This window comes from bacterium (genome assembly GCA_024228115.1).
GTDB lineage: Bacteria > Myxococcota_A > UBA9160 > UBA9160 > UBA6930.
On record JAAETT010000008.1, the window covers coordinates 1 to 18,116 of the forward strand.

At 63.5% G+C, this 18,116-nt stretch carries 21 protein-coding genes; 8 read left to right on the plus strand and 13 right to left on the minus strand.

Translation table 11 applies throughout. The features are described 5' to 3' along the window. Positions 1–467: 467 nt before the first annotated feature. Positions 468–836, minus strand: a complete 369-nt coding sequence (locus GY937_00225) for a helix-turn-helix transcriptional regulator (protein ID MCP5055131.1) — start codon at positions 834–836, stop codon at positions 468–470. A 59-nt stretch (positions 837–895) separates the two neighbouring features. Further along, the gene (locus tag GY937_00230; GenBank protein MCP5055132.1) at positions 896–1,456 is read right to left on the minus strand and encodes a hypothetical protein; all 561 of its coding nucleotides are present in this window, start codon (positions 1,454–1,456) and stop codon (positions 896–898) included. A gap of 249 nt (positions 1,457–1,705) precedes the next feature. Here GY937_00230 and GY937_00235 point away from each other — a divergent pair, with 249 nt between their 5' ends. The 6 genes from GY937_00235 to GY937_00260 all read left to right on the plus strand — a co-directional run bounded on the left by GY937_00235 (position 1,706) and on the right by GY937_00260 (position 5,868). Then, positions 1,706–2,314 (plus strand): hypothetical protein, encoded by a 609-nt coding sequence (locus GY937_00235; protein MCP5055133.1) that lies wholly within the window; start codon positions 1,706–1,708, stop codon positions 2,312–2,314. Beyond that, positions 2,311–2,673 carry a hypothetical protein gene (locus GY937_00240; GenBank protein ID MCP5055134.1) on the plus strand — a complete coding sequence of 121 codons (363 nt, stop codon included), beginning with the start codon at positions 2,311–2,313 and terminating at the stop codon, positions 2,671–2,673. Before GY937_00235 ends, GY937_00240 begins: the two co-directional genes overlap by 4 nt. Positions 2,674–2,705: 32 nt before the next feature. Continuing rightward, positions 2,706–3,065 carry a hypothetical protein gene (locus GY937_00245; GenBank protein ID MCP5055135.1) on the plus strand — a complete coding sequence of 120 codons (360 nt, stop codon included), beginning with the start codon at positions 2,706–2,708 and terminating at the stop codon, positions 3,063–3,065. Then, entirely contained in the window at positions 3,062–3,418 is a 357-nt protein-coding gene (tnpB, locus tag GY937_00250) for an IS66 family insertion sequence element accessory protein TnpB (GenBank protein ID MCP5055136.1), read from the plus strand. Before GY937_00245 ends, tnpB begins: the two co-directional genes overlap by 4 nt. Before the next feature lie 59 nt (positions 3,419–3,477). Beyond that, positions 3,478–5,028, plus strand: coding sequence for an IS66 family transposase (locus tag GY937_00255; GenBank protein ID MCP5055137.1), 1,551 nt, complete (start codon positions 3,478–3,480; stop codon positions 5,026–5,028). 462 nt (positions 5,029–5,490) lie between these two features. After that, positions 5,491–5,868, plus strand: a complete 378-nt coding sequence (locus GY937_00260; GenBank protein ID MCP5055138.1) for a hypothetical protein — start codon at positions 5,491–5,493, stop codon at positions 5,866–5,868. A 228-nt stretch (positions 5,869–6,096) separates the two neighbouring features. On the opposite strand, the gene GY937_00265 is transcribed toward GY937_00260, so the two are convergent. The 3 genes from GY937_00265 to GY937_00275 all read right to left on the minus strand — a co-directional run bounded on the left by GY937_00265 (position 6,097) and on the right by GY937_00275 (position 9,179). Further along, positions 6,097–6,621 (minus strand): hypothetical protein, encoded by a 525-nt coding sequence (locus GY937_00265; GenBank protein ID MCP5055139.1) that lies wholly within the window; start codon positions 6,619–6,621, stop codon positions 6,097–6,099. A gap of 11 nt (positions 6,622–6,632) precedes the next feature. Beyond that, on the minus strand, positions 6,633–8,816 hold the full coding sequence (gene traG / locus GY937_00270; protein ID MCP5055140.1) for an IncP-type conjugal transfer protein TraG: 2,184 nt from the start codon (positions 8,814–8,816) through the stop codon (positions 6,633–6,635). A 222-nt stretch (positions 8,817–9,038) separates the two neighbouring features. Further along, on the minus strand, positions 9,039–9,179 hold the full coding sequence (locus GY937_00275) for a DUF1330 domain-containing protein (GenBank protein ID MCP5055141.1): 141 nt from the start codon (positions 9,177–9,179) through the stop codon (positions 9,039–9,041). A gap of 30 nt (positions 9,180–9,209) precedes the next feature. Here GY937_00275 and GY937_00280 point away from each other — a divergent pair, with 30 nt between their 5' ends. Continuing rightward, positions 9,210–9,524: a hypothetical protein gene (locus tag GY937_00280; GenBank protein ID MCP5055142.1), complete on the plus strand. Its 315-nt coding sequence runs from the start codon at positions 9,210–9,212 to the stop codon at positions 9,522–9,524. Between the two features lie 123 nt (positions 9,525–9,647). Here the strand turns inward: GY937_00280 and GY937_00285 are convergent, their stop codons facing one another. The 8 genes from GY937_00285 to GY937_00320 form a co-directional block, all read right to left on the minus strand. Further along, positions 9,648–10,493, minus strand: coding sequence for a thioesterase family protein (locus GY937_00285; protein ID MCP5055143.1), 846 nt, complete (start codon positions 10,491–10,493; stop codon positions 9,648–9,650). Positions 10,494–10,749: 256 nt separating this feature from the next. Then, positions 10,750–12,531: a DUF3363 domain-containing protein gene (locus tag GY937_00290; GenBank protein MCP5055144.1), complete on the minus strand. Its 1,782-nt coding sequence runs from the start codon at positions 12,529–12,531 to the stop codon at positions 10,750–10,752. Positions 12,532–12,534: 3 nt separating this feature from the next. Continuing rightward, the gene (locus GY937_00295) at positions 12,535–12,924 is read right to left on the minus strand and encodes a conjugal transfer protein TraD (protein MCP5055145.1); all 390 of its coding nucleotides are present in this window, start codon (positions 12,922–12,924) and stop codon (positions 12,535–12,537) included. Between the two features lie 57 nt (positions 12,925–12,981). Beyond that, on the minus strand, positions 12,982–13,503 hold the full coding sequence (gene traF / locus GY937_00300) for a conjugative transfer signal peptidase TraF (GenBank protein ID MCP5055146.1): 522 nt from the start codon (positions 13,501–13,503) through the stop codon (positions 12,982–12,984). 195 nt (positions 13,504–13,698) lie between these two features. Beyond that, positions 13,699–13,857, minus strand: a complete 159-nt coding sequence (locus tag GY937_00305; GenBank protein MCP5055147.1) for a hypothetical protein — start codon at positions 13,855–13,857, stop codon at positions 13,699–13,701. Next, positions 13,854–15,191, minus strand: a complete 1,338-nt coding sequence (locus GY937_00310) for a hypothetical protein (protein ID MCP5055148.1) — start codon at positions 15,189–15,191, stop codon at positions 13,854–13,856. The genes GY937_00305 and GY937_00310 overlap by 4 nt, the downstream gene beginning before the upstream one ends. Before the next feature lie 242 nt (positions 15,192–15,433). Then, positions 15,434–15,745 (minus strand): hypothetical protein, encoded by a 312-nt coding sequence (locus GY937_00315; protein ID MCP5055149.1) that lies wholly within the window; start codon positions 15,743–15,745, stop codon positions 15,434–15,436. 331 nt (positions 15,746–16,076) lie between these two features. Next, positions 16,077–17,018 (minus strand): ParA family protein, encoded by a 942-nt coding sequence (locus GY937_00320; protein MCP5055150.1) that lies wholly within the window; start codon positions 17,016–17,018, stop codon positions 16,077–16,079. A 780-nt stretch (positions 17,019–17,798) separates the two neighbouring features. On the opposite strand from GY937_00320, the gene GY937_00325 reads away from it, so the two are divergent. After that, positions 17,799–18,011 (plus strand): hypothetical protein, encoded by a 213-nt coding sequence (locus tag GY937_00325; protein MCP5055151.1) that lies wholly within the window; start codon positions 17,799–17,801, stop codon positions 18,009–18,011. Positions 18,012–18,116: the final 105 nt, after the last annotated feature.

Genomic DNA, 18,116 nt, shown 5'->3' on the forward strand with positions numbered 1-18,116 from the left:
CACTACCTCGCGGCTCTCGATCGCGAACTCGACACCGATCCGACCGACACCGATTCGCCGTTCTGACGAGAAACCAGCACTCGCGCGCGACCACGGCTAGATGATCAGATTTCTACGGTTTCTCGTGATCGCCAACAGCTGCCGCATGGCGGTACCAACTGGGATCGCCCAACTACGCCGCATTTAGGCCAAATGGTGCAAACTGGGCTCCATACCGAGCCGGTCCAACGCACGGGGACAACCGACGTCCCGTCGGCTGCTCCAGATTGCGGAGCGGCCGTTCGCCGAACGCGGGATCGACTCGTGAGATCGCCCGTGCCGCTAGCCAACGGAGTCCCGCGGTCGTTGCCTACCACTTTCGATCGAAGAGCGAGTTGGTTCAACAGATCCTCGATCTCCGGCTGGCGCCAGTTGACGCGCGACGCCGTGAGACGCTACCAGCATTCGACGAGCCCGCCGCGGCGGCCCTATGCAGACTTCGGGCGCATCACCGAATGAAGTTCGACCACACCAATCGCATCCAGAATGCGATTCGCGCGCTCCACGGTGACCGTCCGATATTCGTTCCGCTCATCCCGAGACACTTGCGACTCGTGGACCTCCAAGCGCTGTGCGAGATCCCGCTGACTGAGTCCGGAAAACACTCGTGCGGCCATCAGCAGGCCGCCGAGACCCGCAAGGTTGTCAATTGGATCAAAGCTTCCACGCTGCATGCGCTCGTAGGCCTCGACTTCTTCCTCCAGCTGTAGCGTGAACGACCGCAGCGGATCCATCGCGCGCTTGAGCTGCGCGCGGTCGAGGCCTTCTTCCTTCAGAGACGCCTCGTGTTCGCCCATGCGCTTCTTCTCATCAAGAAGTCTCGATCGCGCCTGTGCGTATTCGCTGTCGGTTCTAATCATGGCGTCCTCCGCAGTTTGACAATTCCCTTTTCGTCCCCTCCGCTGGCGAGGGGACGGCGTGAAAGGCGAAAAAAGGAAGGGAACTCAAGTTGGTTGCCCCGGTGGTCTCGCCCGGCGGTGATCAGGCCCGGCACGTGGGGATAGAGCTCAACCCGATACTGGTGCCACATCGGCAGCTGTTGCTTCGGGTACCCACGATAGGGCCGTCGCTCTCTCGGATCCCAACTCCACGTCCGATGCGGATCGATCTGGTTGAGTTCATCTTGAAGCTCCCCGGACAAGAATCGCTGCCGGTCACACTCGAAGTACCCATCGATGTCGTTCGGATGATCCTTGTCTTCCGCGAACGAGCCATCGAGAAAAATGCTGTCGACACCAACCTGCTGCAGCTGATCCGCCAGGATCTCGAGGTTCTCAACCAAGTACCTCCGCCAGCTGGCATCCCAGTTGGGATAGTCGGCCCCCGGCCCTTCAACCAAGATTGACCCGCGAAGCTCATCCAAGGTGACCTCCCAGTCGCCCCGCGGCAGCACACCGTCCTCCGTGAACGGCGGGATCACCGCCCTTCGCCTCGATCTCTCATCGACCTGACCATGCCATATCTTGACAAATATCGCAAGTATGACATTTTTGTATAGTTACGTTGAGAGCGCTGAAACGTCTTCAGATCGGGCATTTGTAGAACTTGTTGCAGGGAGCACCTGCAAAGTGCGCCTTCTTGATCCGCGAGTTCTGGGCTTGCCGGTATTGGAAAAAAGGGAGGTACACCCCTATCGAACGATCGATCACGCGAGGAAGGAGCAGGTGTGGACAACGACATGGAAGACGAACAGTCCGGCTCGCCCGAGGTCTACGCGTCTCTTGAGGAGACGCAGGAGGGAGTACGCGCGCTCGGCGATGCGGACATGGTTCGGTTGAACGCCGGATCCCGCTACTTCTTCAAACACTATGCTCTCTCGCGCTTCCTCGAGCACCCGCGAGAGCTGCTTCACGAAGCGATCGTGGCCACCCTCGACGGCAGCTGGCCGTGGCGCAAGACAAGGCGTTCGATTCGCGAGCACCTGGATCGGGTGATGTGGAGCCGAGCCAGCAAGCACGCCAAACGCGGGGAGACGCGCAAAGGCGAGCTGGCCCAGGGGGTCCCACTCGACCACCCGGACGGTGCTCCGATCCTCCCGAATCCGGCCCCGCCTCTCGATCGCGTCGCGTTGGCGCGCATCGACCTCGAACGCTTCGAGGCGATGTTCGCAGATGACCCGACCGAGCAAACAATCTTCCGAGCTCGAGCTCTCGGCATCCCTCGATCCGAGGTCTTGGCAGCCACCGGTATTGGAAAGACAACGTACGAGACCGTGTCGAAGAGGGTCCGATCACCGATCCTCGAGACATTAAACAAGGATGGAGAAGTGAGATGAACGCCAACAAGCCCGGCGCTCCCCCGGAGCCGTCATCGCTACGCGCGTTCCAGTCTCTCGTTCTCGACGCACGCGACGAGGAACTGGAAGACGCCATCAATGAAAGTGGGGCCGACTTTTCGGCCCTCGCCCACGAAGCCCGCAGCGTGGCGGAAGCCGCCATTGCCGAGGTGGCGGCATCGGGGCCACGAGAAGACGAGGCCGAGGTCCTCCACCTTGGGCTCGGAACCTTGGTTCGTATGCTCCGCCGCAAGAAGAAGCTCGATCCGCTCCAGCTCGCCGACGCGGCCGGCGTCGACGTTGAGGAGGTGAACGGTAAGCGCTCAGCCAACCCCATGTTTCGGTTCTCGCTTGGTTGAGTGAAGGTGGACTCCTTCAAGAGAGGGCCACGATGGGGAAGACAGACGAGCCAACGGAACGGGACCGGTTCTGGTTGGAGCACGAGGCGGTTCTGGCGAAGTCGTCGTTGACGGCGAAAGCGTACGCGGCCGAGCACGGTCTCTCGATGCACGCGTTGTATCAGGCGCGTAAGCGGCTCCGGGCCATGGGGTGGCTGGCGAAGCCAGGAAAACAGCGCCGGAAGGGTTCGCCGCGAGGGACCGTGGCGTTCTCGAAGGTCGAGGTGGGCAGGCCGACGCAGGCTGCGGAGTTTCGGCTGTCGCTACCGAACGGTTTCGTGCTGGAGTGGTCGGGTGCGGAACTGCCACCGGCGGTGGTGGGTCTTGTGGAGCGTCTGACCTCGGCGCAATGATGCGGCCGGGGGAAGAAGTCGAGGTGTACTTGTACCGCGGGATCGTCGACATGCGGAAGTCGATCGATGGTCTCTCGGCGATTGTCGAGCAAGAGCTTGGCCTGAACCCGTTCGGGGCACAGCTCTTCGTCTTCTGCAATCGCAAGCGCGACAAGATCAAGGTCTTGTACTGGGAGAGGAGTGGTTTCGTCCTCTGGTACAAGCGCCTCGAGAAGGCACGCTTCCCTTGGCCTCGGCGCGACAAAGAGGACGTCCTTCAGATGACAGGCCGCGAGCTCAACTGGCTCCTCGACGGGATCGACTTGTTTCGCATTCGACCGCATGAGGAGCTCTCGTACCGAAGCGTGGCGTAGCTCCGTAGTCACCCTCTTTCGTAGTGGGCATAACAATTTGCATCGTGTAGGGTGCGCGCATGGCGCGCACCTCGATGCCCACTTCGGTCGATGCACTCCAAGGACTCGTCGTCGAGTTGCAATCGACGATCGACGAGCAGGCTGAACGCGTCGCATTTCTCGAAGAGTGGAACCGACTGCTTCGCGCCCAACGCTTCGGCTCGCGGAGCGAGAAGGCTCCGCCCGAGCAAGGTCGCCTCTTCAATGAAGCCGAGGTCCTGGCGCGAGAGGAGGAGGAAGAGGTGGCGATCGCCGTCCCGGCGCACACCCGCAAGAAGCGAGGGCGAAGGCCGCTCCCGGACTTTCTACCCGTCTGCGAAGTGCTTCACGACCTCTCCGAGGCCGAGAAGGTCTGCCCGCACGATTCGGCCCACCGGCTCGCCGAGATCGGTCGCGAGCAGTCGGACCAGCTCCGATTCATCCCGGCCACCGTGGAGATCGTGCGCCACATCCGGCCGAAGTACGCGTGCCCGAGCTGCAAGCGAGGTGTTCGGATCGCGCCAATGCCGAAGCTCCCCGTGCCCAAGAGCATCGCGACGCCCTCGCTCTTGGCCCAGGTGGCGACCTCCAAGTACGTGGACGGGCTTCCCCTCTACCGGCAGGAGAAGATCTTCGAGCGGCTGGGTCTCGATCTCTCCCGCGCCACCTTGGCGTCTTGGATGGTGAAGATGGGGGATCTGGTAGAGCCCTTGGTCGAGAAGATCCGCGGTGAGGTGCGAAGCGGCTCGTTCATCCAGTGCGACGAGACGCCCTTCCAGGTCCTGAAAGAGCCGGGCAAGCGCGCCGAGAGCCAGTCCTACCTGTGGGCGCTGCGAGGGGGAACGGAGAGACATCCGCTCCTCTACTACGAGTACGACCCCTCGCGAAGCGGCGAAGTCCCCAAGCGGTTGCTTCGAAACTTCGAAGGCTTCTTGCAGACGGACGGCTACGAAGGCTACGGCGCGATCGGACGTGAGCCGGGCGTGGTGCACGTTGGGTGCTGGGCTCATGCGCGGAGGAAGTTCGACGAGGCCTTGCGGGGGCAACGCGGAAAGAAGCACCCGAAGAAGACGGCGAAGCAGAGCAAGGCGCGGCAGGCCCTCACCCAGATCCAGGCCCTCTACCGGATCGAGCGCGAGCTGAAGGAGGCCACGGCCGAAGACCGCTATGCCGCGCGACAAGAGCGCACGAAGCCGGCGATGGAGAAGCTGCGAGTGTGGCTCGACGCCTCGATCGATACGGTTCCGCCGCAGAGCCTCACCGGAAAGGCGATGCACTACCTGCATCGCCAATGGCCGAAGCTCGTCCGCGTGCTCGAGGACGGTCGGATTCCTCTCGACACCAACCGCGTAGAGAACGCGATTCGCCCCTTCGTCGTAGGGCGCAAGGCCTGGTTGTTCGCCGACACGGTGGCCGGGGCACGGGCCAGCGCGAACCTCTACAGCTTGATCGAGACCGCCAAGGCCAATCGCATCGAACCCTGGCGCTACCTCAACCATCTCTTCGAGATCCTTCCCGCGATCGACCAGGCCGACCAACTCGACCCTCTGCTCCCCCAGAACATCGACCCCGATGCAATCCGGCCACGCTGAGACCGGACGTAGTTCAGCGATCGCTTACCGCGGAACTAAAGAGCGCAAAGTACATCGAGGGAGCCGATGAACACCGGCCCGCCGTTGCACCGGTCAACAGCCTGTTCGCCTCCAGGTTGGTTTGCGAGTTCTTGGCTCGCATCCACCCTTTTCGCCTTGCCGCGTGCCCAGAGGCCTGGGTGACCGAGAGCCTCGCGAGCGGAGTCACACTCCGCGGGACCGAGGCAGAGGAAACTTGCGACCGGACCCTTCTCGCCCACGTCGGGGAAGGCGATACCGAACCGCCGCTTGGCCTTCCGCTTCTCTCAACCCCTGCCCGCTAGCTGGCCCGGGAAACCCAAGCGGCTCAAAACCGCCGGAAACTAATGCCGGAGCTGGCCCGGGAAACCCAAGCGGCTCACAACCCAGGAGATCTCCGATTGCAGTAGGGCCAGAAGAAGGGGGCAGGTCACGACCTACGAGATGCGAGGTAGGCAGTTCGCTAAGGAGAACCCGGGGCTCTACGGATTCGATGAGGACGAACTCAGCCAAGAGCCGGAAGAGGATGAAGAGGGAGAGCACGCGTTCCGCGGCCGGAGCGCTCTCCGAATGGTCGGTCACCGAATCGGCGAACTTGCGCTTTCAACAAAGAAGTCGGAATCCGCTACTTGGGATTCGATCCGCGCGCTTCAGGAGGCTCTCGAAGAGCTCGAGACTGAACTCCGAGAGACCTTCGCCGAGACAGCTCGGGCGGTCGGGCAACGATTCGATGAACAAGCCCAAGCTGCAAAGAGCAACGCGACTCTCTTGTTCTGGGCTCTCCTCATTGGCTTCGGACTGGTGCTCTACTTGAAGCACTGAACACCCGGCGGCCATTCTCAATCAGGGCTCGACCGTCCTAGAGCGTCCGCGTGCAGCAACTCCGCTGTGGTTGCGGAGTGGTTGCGGGCGAAATGACGACCTTGCAAGTGGTTGATCTTGCAGGAGGTTTTGGTGGAGGCGGCGGGAATCGAACCCGCAACCGCTGGAAAGCGCGCGAGAGTCGGGTTAGCCGCCTTCACGCACCAGATCACTCATCGGTATCGGACCCTATGACGCCTTCGGTTCTCCACTAGGAATCCCGACCGCGGGTGTACGGTCGAGCACGTCGACCAAGTCTTCGAGCACGCAAGCCGAGAGCTGGCCCGAGAGTGCGTCGCGCAGCTTCTGGTGGCCAAGGTCCGCGGCCTCAGCACGCGCTTCGAGCTCACCCTCCGGTACCCGTTCCATACGGAGGAGAAGTCCCTTGTACATGAGATTGAGCAGCGTGAAGAGCATATTGCGTTCGGCGCAACCACGAGCGGCCGCATCTGCAAGCTCCGCTCGAAGAGCAGCCACTTCGCCGAGTAGGCGGTTCTCATCGTGCTGGGTCCGTTCGTAGTGCTCCGTCAGGATTCGACGAGCGAGCTCGGCCATCGGGATGCGCCGTGTCGCGGCGTCACGTGTCAGCATCTCGTACAGATGATCGGTAATGCGAGCCCGCAGCTCGGGTCCGCCGCGGCGGATCGCGTCGCGAGGCTGACGCCTCAGGCTGTCTTCCGGTTCGAGGGATTCCATCACCTGTTCATTCGCCAAGCTCCTCTGCATCACGCGAGATCAGCAGTCGCCTGAACGGCGGGAGTCTCATCATCGGGGAGCAACTCGTCGAGAAGGTCTCCGCCCGACACTGTGTCAGCTGCCGAGTCGGCACGGGCGGCATCCCCTGCTCTCCCCGTCGACGCATCAATGTGGTCGGATTCTTCAGCTGAGTGCGTCCATTCCTGCCACCCGTGAGGAATCGGCTCGCACCGATCGGGCGGCATCAACCCCGCCCGCTTCGCAAGCCTCGCGTCGGCGAAGTAGCGCGCCTTCATCGCCCAGATCGGTCGCTCCCCAGCGATGAAGACAATCGCGTTGTCCTCGGGGAGGCGCATGACCTCGTCCGGCGTGATCAGGGGGCGCTGCGACTCCTCCTCCGCCTCCATCACATGGGACAGCCAGGGCGAAAGGCGGTTGCCGGAGTACATTCGGCGAGCCTTCCTCACAGTCATGACCCCAGCCATCGTCGACAGGAGCTGTGCCGTCTCAACCTTGTTCGGTGCGTAGGCGACGCGTACGTGACAGTTGGAAACGATGCTCTCGTCGCGGCCATAGGCCGCGTAGAGCTGCGAGAGATCCTGCACGATCAGGAAGGCCTGGATGCCATAGCCGGCCAGGTAAGCAAGCTGGGTCTGGAAGAAGTCGAGGCGACCGAGTGTCGGAAACTCGTCCATCATGAGGAGCAGCCGACGGCGAGCGGGGGCCGCCTCCCCTTCCGACGGGTTCAGCTTCTCCGTGAGCCGCCGCCCAATCGTATTGACGATGAGCCGGATGAGGGGGCGCATGCGGCTCACGTCCGACGGCGGAACGACCAGGTAGAGGCTCACCGGTTCCGAGTGCTCGACCAGGTCCTCGATCGCGAAGTCGCAGGCCTCGGTGTTCGCCGCCACGATGTCGTCGCGCCAGAGCGAGAGGCACTTCACTGCCGACGAGATCACCGACGAACGCTCGTTGTCGCTCTTGTTGAGGAGCGACTGGGCGGCGCCGGACACGACCGGATGTGTGGCCGTTGGTTCCCCACTGAACGAGTCGAGCCAACCCTGCACGAGCGTCGGATCGTGCTCGGTCCGCTTCATGCGAGAGAGCACGTTCTGGATGTCGGTCTTCGGGTCGGTCAGGAGCTCGAGGCACCCACGCAGCGTCTTGTTCGGCTCGGCGTAGAGCACGTGGAGGATCGCCGCTACCAATACTTCCTCGGCCGTCAGATCCCAGTGGTCCTTCATGCCCTTGCCATCGGAATCGACGAGCATGTCAGCAATGTTCTGGGCGTCGCGCACCTCAAGCGGGCCGCGGCGCACTTCGAGGAGTGGATTGTACCGGGCTCCCGACCCATCCATACAGGTGGGGTCGAACTTGAGGCATCGGTTCGCGAGCGCACCCGCCCGCCAGCCGGCCGTTTGGGCCCAGTTCTCGCCCTTGATGTCGTGGACGAGGACGCTCCCTGGCCACGTGAGGAGCGTCGGGATCACCCAGCCCACGCCTTTTCCCGAGCGCGTCGGTGCGAAGCCGAGAACGTGCTGTGATCCTCCGTGCCGCAGATAGGCGCCACAATCTCCAGCGCTCTTCTTGAAGAGACCGAGGAAGACGCCCTCACCCTCGAGGAGCCCCGCCGTCGCAACCTCCTTCGGCGACGCCCATCGCGCGGACCCATGGGCGTCTGTGCCCCGGGCGTTCTGCTTGGCGCGTCGCCAGGCGACGTACATCGCCACCAGGAAGAGCAGGTGTCCGGGGATCGCAATGGAGTGCCAGGCGACCGAGAAGATCGGCTCCGCGCCCGGCGTGTCGCCGAAGCGAATTCCCCACCGGAAGACGTCCCAGGGCGCGTAGACGGGGATCCAGGCGGCCGTAAACGCCACAGCCCCGAAGGTCACCAGCGTGCCAATCACACGGCGCAACGGGTCGATCCACACCGAAGCCACTGAGAGGCTGCCGAACCCGAAGGCCAAGAGGAGCCCCACTGTCCGGACCGTCGCGTTGGGTGAGATTGCTGGGGCGCCGAGATTCGGGTGGAAATGGAAGCGCCAGGCCACCCATTCGGTGACGCCCCAGATGATCAGCACCATGACCCCGACCACGGCGATGACAGGCGTCACGTAGAGGCCAATGCGAGCGCCGGGCCGGTCTTGGCCCAAGTCGTAGATAGGTGCGTGTGCGCTCACGGTGCTCCCGGTCGCGGCGGGAACACGGATCATCCTGGCGGGATATCGCCACGGTAGGCAACAGCGTGGGGGGAGACAACCGATTCGGTCGTGGCCCGAAGGCTGGCTTCTCTTCTGCTTGGGCGTATGGGCCCATGGGCCCAACGAATACAGCCCTACCGATGCCGGATCGCATGACGGCCGAACCGACGGTCAGTACGCCAAGGCTGGAAACGACTCCGGCACCGTGACGAACGCGCTCCACACGGAGCCTTGTCAAACCGCCTCGGCCACGACGACGTTCACCTCACCAGCGTTGGCACGAAGTTCGCGAACCCTCCAGTATTCCGGGGAGTGCCAAACCGCCCGTGTAGTTTCAGCATCGGGCCACAGGGTTGGTCGGTTACGTACGGCCACCTCCGCAACTGAGCGCAAAGGACCACGGACATGCGAACAGAGGTCATCACGAAGCGAGGAGACCTCATCATTCGCAGGCTGGTCCTCGAGCCAGGTGAGTCGACGGTCTGGCATACCGACCCGTGCCACCGGTTCTCGGTGATCGTGCGCGGTGAAGAGCTCTGCATTGAGTTCCGCGATACCGGAGATCGCATCTCGGTCTCAGTGCATCCGGGCATGGTTGATTGGGATGAACCGGAGGAACGTGTTCACCGCGGTGTGAACGTAGGAACCAGCCCGTATGAGGAGGTTGTCACCTTCCTTCTGGATGAACCGGGAATCGACCCCCAGCCGGAGCATCCGTAGATGAGGAGGCGACCGCCCCACGGTCTGCAGGTGACGACAACCCAAAGCACCGGCCAATCGGGTCGTGGTAGCGTCTGGCATCGAACACCGGAAAGCCCCCTGGAGCACAAGCCGTTTCGGAGGTTAGGCCACGGGAGCGGGAACACAGAAGAGCTGGGCACCGCCCGTCGCGAGTAGGCGGCCGGTCCGGCTCCAGACCTTCCCTGTCGTCCCCATCAATCCATCGGAAGCGACGCTGCTCTCGATGTCCCCGAGCAGCCAGGGCTCGTCGGCCGCCGCCGCATGAAACCAAGCGGTTACGTCTAGGTTCGGCGCTATGAAGGCAGGATCCGGCACATGGGGCTGGCACGCTGCGGGCCAGGTGAGCGTGTCCAGGAGCAGCAGCGCCCGTCCCGCTTCGAGAAACGGATCATCGAAGCGGTCCCGAGGTCGGAAGCGATACCAGTTGCGATCGACCGGCGGTCCCGCCTTCCATTCGCCGCGCAGCCGCTCGGGATCAATGGGCCTACGTTCGATGTTGTTCCAGAACGCGTGCTTCGACTCGTCCTCTCTGCCGAAATCCGCCAGCAAAGTCTCGACGTTGCGCAGTCCCTCCGGCGCTGGCACATCGGGCATCACCGCCACGTTGTGCTCAAGCCCCGGCCCAAGTGCCGCAGTGCGGACCAGTCCCTCAAGGATGGGCTTTCCCTTCTGTGTCATCGAAACCTGGAATGACTCGGAACGTCGCCCGAGCCGAACGGGGGCCACTGTGACGTCCACCTCCTCGAAACGGGCCACCGACAGAAAATGGCCGTGAAAGCTCGCTGGTCGCGGGACCTTCGCTTCAAGCCCCACCGCCCGCAACGCGATGCCCGCGAGGTAGCCGCCGTTCGGTCCCCAGATATTCCAATCCTCGGACAGCACGGTGCGGTAGTGCCCCTGCGTGCCCGACACGGGGGTAAGCCTCGTATCGCATTCGAAGTCGCCCATGGGAAGAAGGCTCCGGCAGTTGACGCCGGGCTGCCCGGCGCGCCCGAGTGGTAGCATACCGAGGCACTGGAAATTGCGGCGTTCGCGGCTTTCTCCTCCCTCGGCCAGGAGGCGGGGCATCATCGGAATCACGTTGGATCTTACCGATGCCGTCGCGAACGAAGAGACGTTTGGGCGCCCCAGGCTCTACTCGCTGCGACAATTCGAGCGAGAATCCCCCGCTACGCGGCCGATCTCGCCTCTGCCGCGCAAACTCCTAGCGATCCAGTCCTTGGCTAAGATCGCGCTGCCTCTCGACGTCGTCGAGCTGCCAGACGATCCGGCGCCGATCAGCTTCTTGTTCGAGGCGAGACTGAGCACGATAGTCCCGATCGATCAGAAGGTCGTTCTGATCCGTCGGGACGGCGAATCGCTCGCAACCCGTGTCGAGGACAGCGTACTGCTGGCCATCCCGGTCATAGGCGAGTGCCGTGAGCTTGCCTCGAAGCTGCTGGCCAGGATCGACGGGCGCCTCGCGAAGTCCCGTATCGGATCGTCGCAGCTCATCGAGTTTCACCGGCGCCCGCTCGTGTCCGCAGTCCTCCATCATCCGCTCTCCCTTGGCTGAGAGACGAAGGCGAGCCTCGCCTCGGTCGATCTCCTCCTCGACAAGGGCCGCGCGCAGAAGCACGTCGCGGCGGCCACGCACCCCTTCGCGCCAAGCTCGGCCGAAACGCGACCCCGCTCCGGCGCCATCGGGCAGCGCGCCGCGATCGCGGACCGCGCGGAGCGCATCGCGATCAAGCGCTGTGGTCGGCCGCGCTTCCTGGCATTGAGCCTCGAATGAACCATGGTCGCCCGGCTGTACTCGGGCCCAGGTGCTCCCTTCGCGTTCGATCGGACGCCCCACCAGCGTCAGGACGGTTCCAGTTCGAAGCCACCCGTCCGCACGAGTTCGCTCCACAGGGCGCGTCTGGGGGACGACGTGGACGACGCCGTCCGTCCCCTCGACCACGAGGTGGACTCGCTCGGTCCGCTCATCGAAGAGCGTGCCGGCCATACGACCGGTGAGTTCACGACCCACCGTGATCCGGGTGATCTCGACCTTCCGCGCAGGCTCGCTGAGCGAGACTTCGGGATCGCCGAGGGCTCGCTGGATGTCGCGCAGGTGCTGCACACGGCGGAGGTCGTCGCGGAATCCCTTGGGCAGCGTCCAGCGACCCGGCCGCTGCTTCTCTGCGACGCCCAGGGACTCCAGGTGCTCGAGCCGCCGCCAGAGGAAACCCGCATGGCTTCCAGGCGCGGGCTGTGTACGGAACTCGACCGCCCTGCCCTCCCCTGCCTGGCGCTCGATCTCGTGGTCGAGCGCGCCCACGTAGCGCGCCGTCACGCCCGCCTCGCGTGCGCGGGCCCGGTCCGCCGGCGTGCGCGGGCCAAGCTCGCGGGTCGCGAGTTCCTGGCTGCGGAATCTCACTCCGTACGAGATCGTCTCGCGATCGACGAAGAGCGGGTTGCCGTCCTCCCGGCGGCCGCGCAACGCGATGTGAACATGGGGGTGGTCGGTGTGGTCGTGTACCACGGCGACCCATACGAGACGGGTTCGGAGGTCCTTTTCGAGCACTCCGAGAAGGTCGCGGGTGTGCTGTTGGAGATCCATCCGCGCCCCATTCTCGGGCGACACCACCAGGCTCCAGACTCGCTTGTCACCGGTGCGCTCCCACTCGCTGAGGGTCGATGACACCTTCACGTCCTCGCGTTCGGCGTCGAAGCCAAGCCCCTTGTTCTCGGGATCGGAGCGTGCGGCCTGGCGGGCGATGTAGCGGCCATGGGCGGCCCAGCCGGCGCCACCCGACGGCCCGCGGAACTTGATCTTCATAGTGCTGCGCTGGGCGTTCGGTCCGGGTGCATTGCGGCGCGAGGGCTTCGTTCGCGGGTGCCGATAGCGGCCGGCCATCCGACGAAGGCGGGCGCGTAGCTGTCGCGCTCGGCGTCCAGCACCTTCGTCGCTCGGAGTACGCCGCGAGTGCGGAAGCTCGTAGGGGCCCTTTCCCTCGGGCACCGATCAGGCCTCCATCACTGCATCCGAGAGTGCACTGGCAAGCTCGTCTGGGTGCGCAGGAGTCGGAGCGCCAAGGCGCCTGAGGAGCCAACGGATCTGGTCGCTGGTGAGATGGACGTTGTGAAGCTCGCGCGCGGTCTTGTGGGCACTCCAGGCACGCTTGCTCGTCCCTCGCTCGTCGAGCTTGGCGGCGCCGCGTTGGCGCATCGCCTCGACTCGATCCGGTTTCATCCGCGGGAGGCGATCGCCTACCTCGAGGAGCACACCCAGGAGGAGATCCGGCTCGACGTGCTCGAGCCCGGCGATCGCGGTCAGGCCGCCCAGGTTCGCGAGAACGTGGACACGCTTGCCCTGCTCTCGCGTGTGCAGGACGCTCGTTCTTGCTGCTCCCATCGCTCACCCCCACGGTCTCGAACTGCACCCAGACTGCGACTCATCACGCCCCCGGTGTCACTCCTGCAACGTCCACAATGGTCTCGCTCCTGCGATGATCTGGTGTTCCGAAACGGCGCCGAAATAGCGGCTATCCCAGCTACGCGCTGTGTTCATGCCGAGCACGAAATAGCGACCGGACTCGATCACGACTTCACCCTCTTCCGCGTGCGCCAGTGGGCGCCCGCGGCTATCAACTTCCTTGGTCGCACTCTTCGCGATCACCTCGCCGTTGATGCGAACTCCCGCCTTCGACATCGCAACCCGGTCCCCCGGTACAGCGGCAATGCGCTTGAAGATCGGTGCGAGACCGCTCTCGCATCTCCCGCGGATGACATAGCCTCGCTCCTCCGCGATGCGTGCAGCCTCGCCTTCGAGGCAGATCGCGACCCAGGCATCACGCTCGAGCACAGGAGCGATCCGGCGATAGAAGCCAAGCGGCATCGACGTCGTCCAGTTCACGCGCACGTCGAGTGCCAAGCCAACGCCCACAAGGAGCGCACTCACAGCAAGAATGCCGACGACGATTCGCTTGCGCATGAGCCCTGGGAATCGCGTGCCGCGGTGATGGAGTCGGTCGACCGTCGCGGATCCAGTCTCCACGCACTAACACCGCGGAATTCCTCGGGATCCCAGCGAATCCTCCATCCGTTTATCTTGCATTACGATTTTTCGACTCCATCCCCTTCGCTTTCACCTCTCCAACCACTCGCGGCGCAACCGAGAATGATCGTCTCAGCAGCGGCTCCTCACAGCACCGCCAACACGCCGAAGAAAGAGCCAGACGAGCGGAAAGCCGTCGCTGGAAACCTGACCTTGGAGGGCAGAGAACAGGACCTCGGCCGGCGGAGTGAATCGCAGGCCAATCCGTTCGCGAACGGCCCCACCGATCATGGACGCCGCGTTTCTCCGCGATGGCGGGTGATGGCAATCCCGCGTTCTTTCGCCATGGCCATGAGCTTGGTCGTGAGCCAGGCGCCCGGGTTCTTGATCACGCTGCCCTCCCCGCCCGCACGGCGCTGAAGGTGCTCGGCGCGCAGATCGGCTAGCGCGAAACGCACCGCCTCCTCCCCAAGCCCACGGATCGCGCGAACCCACATCGGAATGCTGCCGGGGTCGTTCGTCTCCGTCACGATGTCCTCGACGAGCGGCCGCAGCTCGTCGGGAATCTGGTCGAGTGAGGGCGCACGAAGCGGCTGTTCTTGCTCAATCTTCTGGCGACGATGGAAGGTCGCCACCCAGCGCCCCGTTCGCGGCGACTTCTCGAGTGAGAATCGTGCCAGATTTGGGTAGCCCTTGCGGGCCAATCCGTCCGCCGCTTGCCGAAGTGTCTGCCGGCGACGACCCGGCGTCGCGGCCTCGATCGGTAGCGCGCCGTAGATGTCGTCCTCGTAGCGCCGGTGGAGTTTCTGCGAAGCAAACATCTTCGACAGATAGAGCGCGAGCCGTTGTTCCACCGGCCGCAAACTGTGGAAGAACGGGCTGTCGAACCCCGTGACAAAAAAACCTCGTTCCTGCGCGACCTGGGCGAAGGTGTCGCTCACCTCGATGAACCCGAACGGAAGCTCTTCCTGGAAGTCACCCCCGCGAGTGCGCTTTGCCTCATACCAACCGGTGAAGAGGTGCCAGGCGCGCATGTTCCCGTAGCTTCGGCTCGCGGGATCCCAGAACGCATTGCTGCAATCGAACTCGTAGCCGCACAGAATGTCGAGATCGCGCCGAAGCCGACCGTAGTCGAGCGGAGCCGGGTTCTTGCCCGGGTGCTGGTTCTGGTAGAGCTTCCGGAGTGTCCCGAAATAGATCCGCGTGCCGTGGAAACCCTGGTCCTTCCATATCTGGTGGAGGTCGAAGAGCAGCGCCTGGGTTGTAGCACCGCCGTAGCCCCACTTGGCGCTCGGATAAACGGTCCATTCCCGCTCGAGCCGGCGTCCGTTCGGCCCACCGATCGAATCGGTGAAACGGATCAGCTCTTCCGATCGGCGCCGGCGCTTGCCAAAGCGAAACGCCGGGAATTCCGCGAGTCCGTGGTCATAGCGTGCATGGGCGGGGTCGCGGGGCTTGCGGCGAGGTGCCCGCCCTCCCCTGCTCTCCGAATCCGCTGTAGAACTCTCAGCCAAGTGCGCACGGGTTCCCGCAGGAGCGGCATCCGGAACAGCACGCTGGCGCAGTCGCTCCAGACGCTCTGCAAGCGGTCCCTCGTTGCTGGCTCTGGATTCTTCAGGGCTCAATCTTCAACTCGCGTGTGGTTTAACGCGTTAGTATTTCTACGTTGATCTTTAGAAAACGTTTACGCTCTGAAATCGCCAATCTATCCGGTGAGTTGCGCCGACGGATCGACCTGAAAACCCGAAACGCCGACGCAAAAACCCGACCGGCCGTACTCGAAAACCTGAAGTCATTCGAGACATCAAACTCAAAGACCCGAGCCATGTACTCGAAAACCTGAACTGAGTACCTGAAAAACCGAGGCTCACCGCTCGGCCGTCCGCGGAGCTGAACCGGCCCGTCTTCGTTTGCGCGCCTCGCGGAAGATCTCACCGATGGTGTGGTCGAATTCCGCCATGCCGACGGCGTCACCGTTGGCGGGCCGCTTCAGCTTGCCCTTGAACGCCACTGCCTCCTCGAGAATGCGCTCGCGCTGCTCGACCAGGAAGTACTCGACGAGCGGTCGGGCGAGGTTCGAATCGTCGAGTGCGATGCCGCCGAGTGCCGCACTGAGCTCTGCCTTGAACGTGTGGAATTCGGACCGAAGCGTCTGCGGAACGCGGAACTTTAGCGGCACATTGGGTTCCGGCGGCTCCTCGACTTCAGGCACATCTGCGCTGTCCGCCCTCCCCTTCCCAGGCTGCGGGTCGTCCACGGTCGCGGTTTTGGGTGCCGGCGGCGGTTCAGGAACGGACTCCTCAGGCCGCGGCTCGGGTGCTCTTCGCGGGGACGAAGGCACGCTTCGAAGCGCCGATTCGCGCGACTCTTGGGGCTGGACCTGCGTTGTAGATACCGCATTGGGTTCGCCAGTCGGCGGCAATGCGGGGTTCGTTGCCGCTTCCATGGCACTGGTCAACCGCTCGTCTGCGAAGATGTCGAGGGGCTGGTTCGAGGAGCTGGGGCGTCGCTTAGGCATTGGCTGTCACCCCCGCTGAGATGTCGGGAAGCGGCGCCGGGGCCGGTCGCGATGCACTCTGATCAGATCCGAGCAGTGCACGATGCGCCAGGACCCGCTGCTCGACCTCCTGCGCGAGCTTCCGGTACTGGTCGCTTACCTTGTGGCTGGGTTCCGCTTGCAGGATTGTCTGGCCCTGATGGGCCGCGCGATCGATCGCCGCGGCGCGGCCGATCGTGTTTTCGAACTTCACTGGCTCCTGATTGGCCTGGCGGAACCGCTCGGTGATCGCTTCCTCGTAGCGCTTCGCGAGAGTCACGCGCCGATCCATGCACGACAAGATGAGCCCGAGCAGGTGCAGGTTCGGGTTGCGCCCGGGCCTTCGCGCATTTGCGATGTCCTCGAGAGCGTCCGGCAGCGAGTCGACTGCGAGCTTCTCGGGGACGAGCGACAGGATGAAGTAGTCCGACACCATGTACGCGCTGCGCGTCGTCGGCGACGCCTGCGGTCCCGTGTCGATCAGAATGTAGTCGTAACGCCCCAGCGCCTTCAGGGCGTCCACATGAGGATGAAGGCACTCGTTGGGGTTGTAGAACTTGTCGACCGAAGAAAGTGCCCTGTCGACGCCTTGGAGCGCGCGAGAGGACGGTATGAAATCGACACCGCGCGGTAATTCGACGTCCAAGTCATCGTCATCGAATGCGAGAATGGCCTCCTCGGCGGAGCTGTCGCCCGTGAGGACGCTCATTGTGGTAAAGAAGGCGTCCGGTGGAATCTGGAAGACCTTCGTCGCGCCATAGTTCTCGTCGACGTCCCAGAGCAGGACCCGACGCCCGAACTCGCCAAGCGCGACGGCCAAATGGCAGGCGTTCGTGGTCTTCGATACGCCGCCCTTCTGCATACCAATACTGAGGACGTATCCGGCCCTAGCCGGACTGGTACTTGCGTCGCTCATCAACTCACCCCCCGTGATCGATGGCCTCGGGCCTGTGGGCCCAAACGCAGGTTCGCATGGGGGCAAGCTTCTCGCAATAGATTTTGTAAGCCCCCGAAAACGCGAACGGGACCGTGGGCCCATACGCCGGTCCGTATGAGCCTGTTGGCGCATGAGCCTACAGGCCTACCCGGAGTATCGTGGGGGTCCATAGGTCTATAAGACTATGGGCGTACAGGCCTAGAGCCCCAAGGGCGTGTGAGCACAAGAGCCCATGGGCGTACACGCGCAAAGACTCGTAGGCTTAAACGCTCATAGGACTATGCGCCTACAGTCCCAAACATCACCTCGTTCCCGACTGCCTCCGCGGCTCCAGGGCACAGCAATGACCATCTTCCGTTCGCTAGTTCCTGTCCGTTGGGCCTCACCGCGAACGCACTCTTCGCCCATTGGTACGCGTCGCCTGGGTAGCAGTCACCGTGGCCGTGGATCTCGCAACCCCGAAACGTCTGGCCCCGTGGTCCCATGGGCCTTCGGGTTTTTGGGTTCATAGGCCTAAGGTCTCGCGAGCCCGCAGGTCCACGGGGCCAATGGCTCGTGGACCCGAGGTCCCATGGTCCGAGTCATGGCGCCGGAAGGGCAGGGGAGGGCGCGTGTGCTCGGGAACGAAGGTCACACAGGAGGCTCCAGGCGATCCGTCGGTACGCTTGAATAGTCGCGTCGTGGCCAGAAGGTTCCGCTCTGTGATCACGATCCGGTCGGGGAAGGGGGGACCTTTTGAAGGACCAGTATTTCGGCGATGTGAACGACTACCGAAAGTACGGCCTGCTGCGGTCACTCCAGGCGGGCTCGGGCTTCGAGCTACTTGTCGCTTGGATGCTCACTCCCGATGACGGCGGATCGGATGGCAAGTTCCGGACGTACATGGCTGAACCCCGTCGGTGGAAGCACTTCGATCCCGAACTCTATCTTGGTCTGACCCTCGGTGAACACCTCAAAACCGGCCATACGTGAACGTCTGAAAAGCGGCCATAGGGAGCCGCCCAAGACAGGTGTGGTGTGATTAGCCCTTTGTGGGTGTGTTTTTCAAGGTGGCCTTCTCTCGGGATCGCCAGCTCC

What these genes read in the sequence shown, in the direction of transcription:
- GY937_00225 (MCP5055131.1), bottom strand. Translation starts at nt 836, where the DNA reads ATGGGCGAACACGAGGCGTCTCTGAAGGAAGAAGGCCTCGACCGCGCG.
- GY937_00240 (MCP5055134.1), top strand. Translation starts at nt 2,311, where the DNA reads ATGAACGCCAACAAGCCCGGCGCTCCCCCGGAGCCGTCATCGCTACGC.
- GY937_00245 (MCP5055135.1), top strand. Translation starts at nt 2,706, where the DNA reads ATGGGGAAGACAGACGAGCCAACGGAACGGGACCGGTTCTGGTTGGAG.
- tnpB (MCP5055136.1), top strand. Translation starts at nt 3,062, where the DNA reads ATGATGCGGCCGGGGGAAGAAGTCGAGGTGTACTTGTACCGCGGGATC.
- GY937_00255 (MCP5055137.1), top strand. Translation starts at nt 3,478, where the DNA reads ATGGCGCGCACCTCGATGCCCACTTCGGTCGATGCACTCCAAGGACTC.
- GY937_00260 (MCP5055138.1), top strand. Translation starts at nt 5,491, where the DNA reads ATGCGAGGTAGGCAGTTCGCTAAGGAGAACCCGGGGCTCTACGGATTC.
- traG (MCP5055140.1), bottom strand. Translation starts at nt 8,816, where the DNA reads ATGATCCGTGTTCCCGCCGCGACCGGGAGCACCGTGAGCGCACACGCA.
- GY937_00280 (MCP5055142.1), top strand. Translation starts at nt 9,210, where the DNA reads ATGCGAACAGAGGTCATCACGAAGCGAGGAGACCTCATCATTCGCAGG.
- GY937_00285 (MCP5055143.1), bottom strand. Translation starts at nt 10,493, where the DNA reads ATGGGCGACTTCGAATGCGATACGAGGCTTACCCCCGTGTCGGGCACG.
- GY937_00295 (MCP5055145.1), bottom strand. Translation starts at nt 12,924, where the DNA reads ATGGGAGCAGCAAGAACGAGCGTCCTGCACACGCGAGAGCAGGGCAAG.
- traF (MCP5055146.1), bottom strand. Translation starts at nt 13,503, where the DNA reads ATGCGCAAGCGAATCGTCGTCGGCATTCTTGCTGTGAGTGCGCTCCTT.
- GY937_00305 (MCP5055147.1), bottom strand. Translation starts at nt 13,857, where the DNA reads ATGATCGGTGGGGCCGTTCGCGAACGGATTGGCCTGCGATTCACTCCG.
- GY937_00320 (MCP5055150.1), bottom strand. Translation starts at nt 17,018, where the DNA reads ATGAGCGACGCAAGTACCAGTCCGGCTAGGGCCGGATACGTCCTCAGT.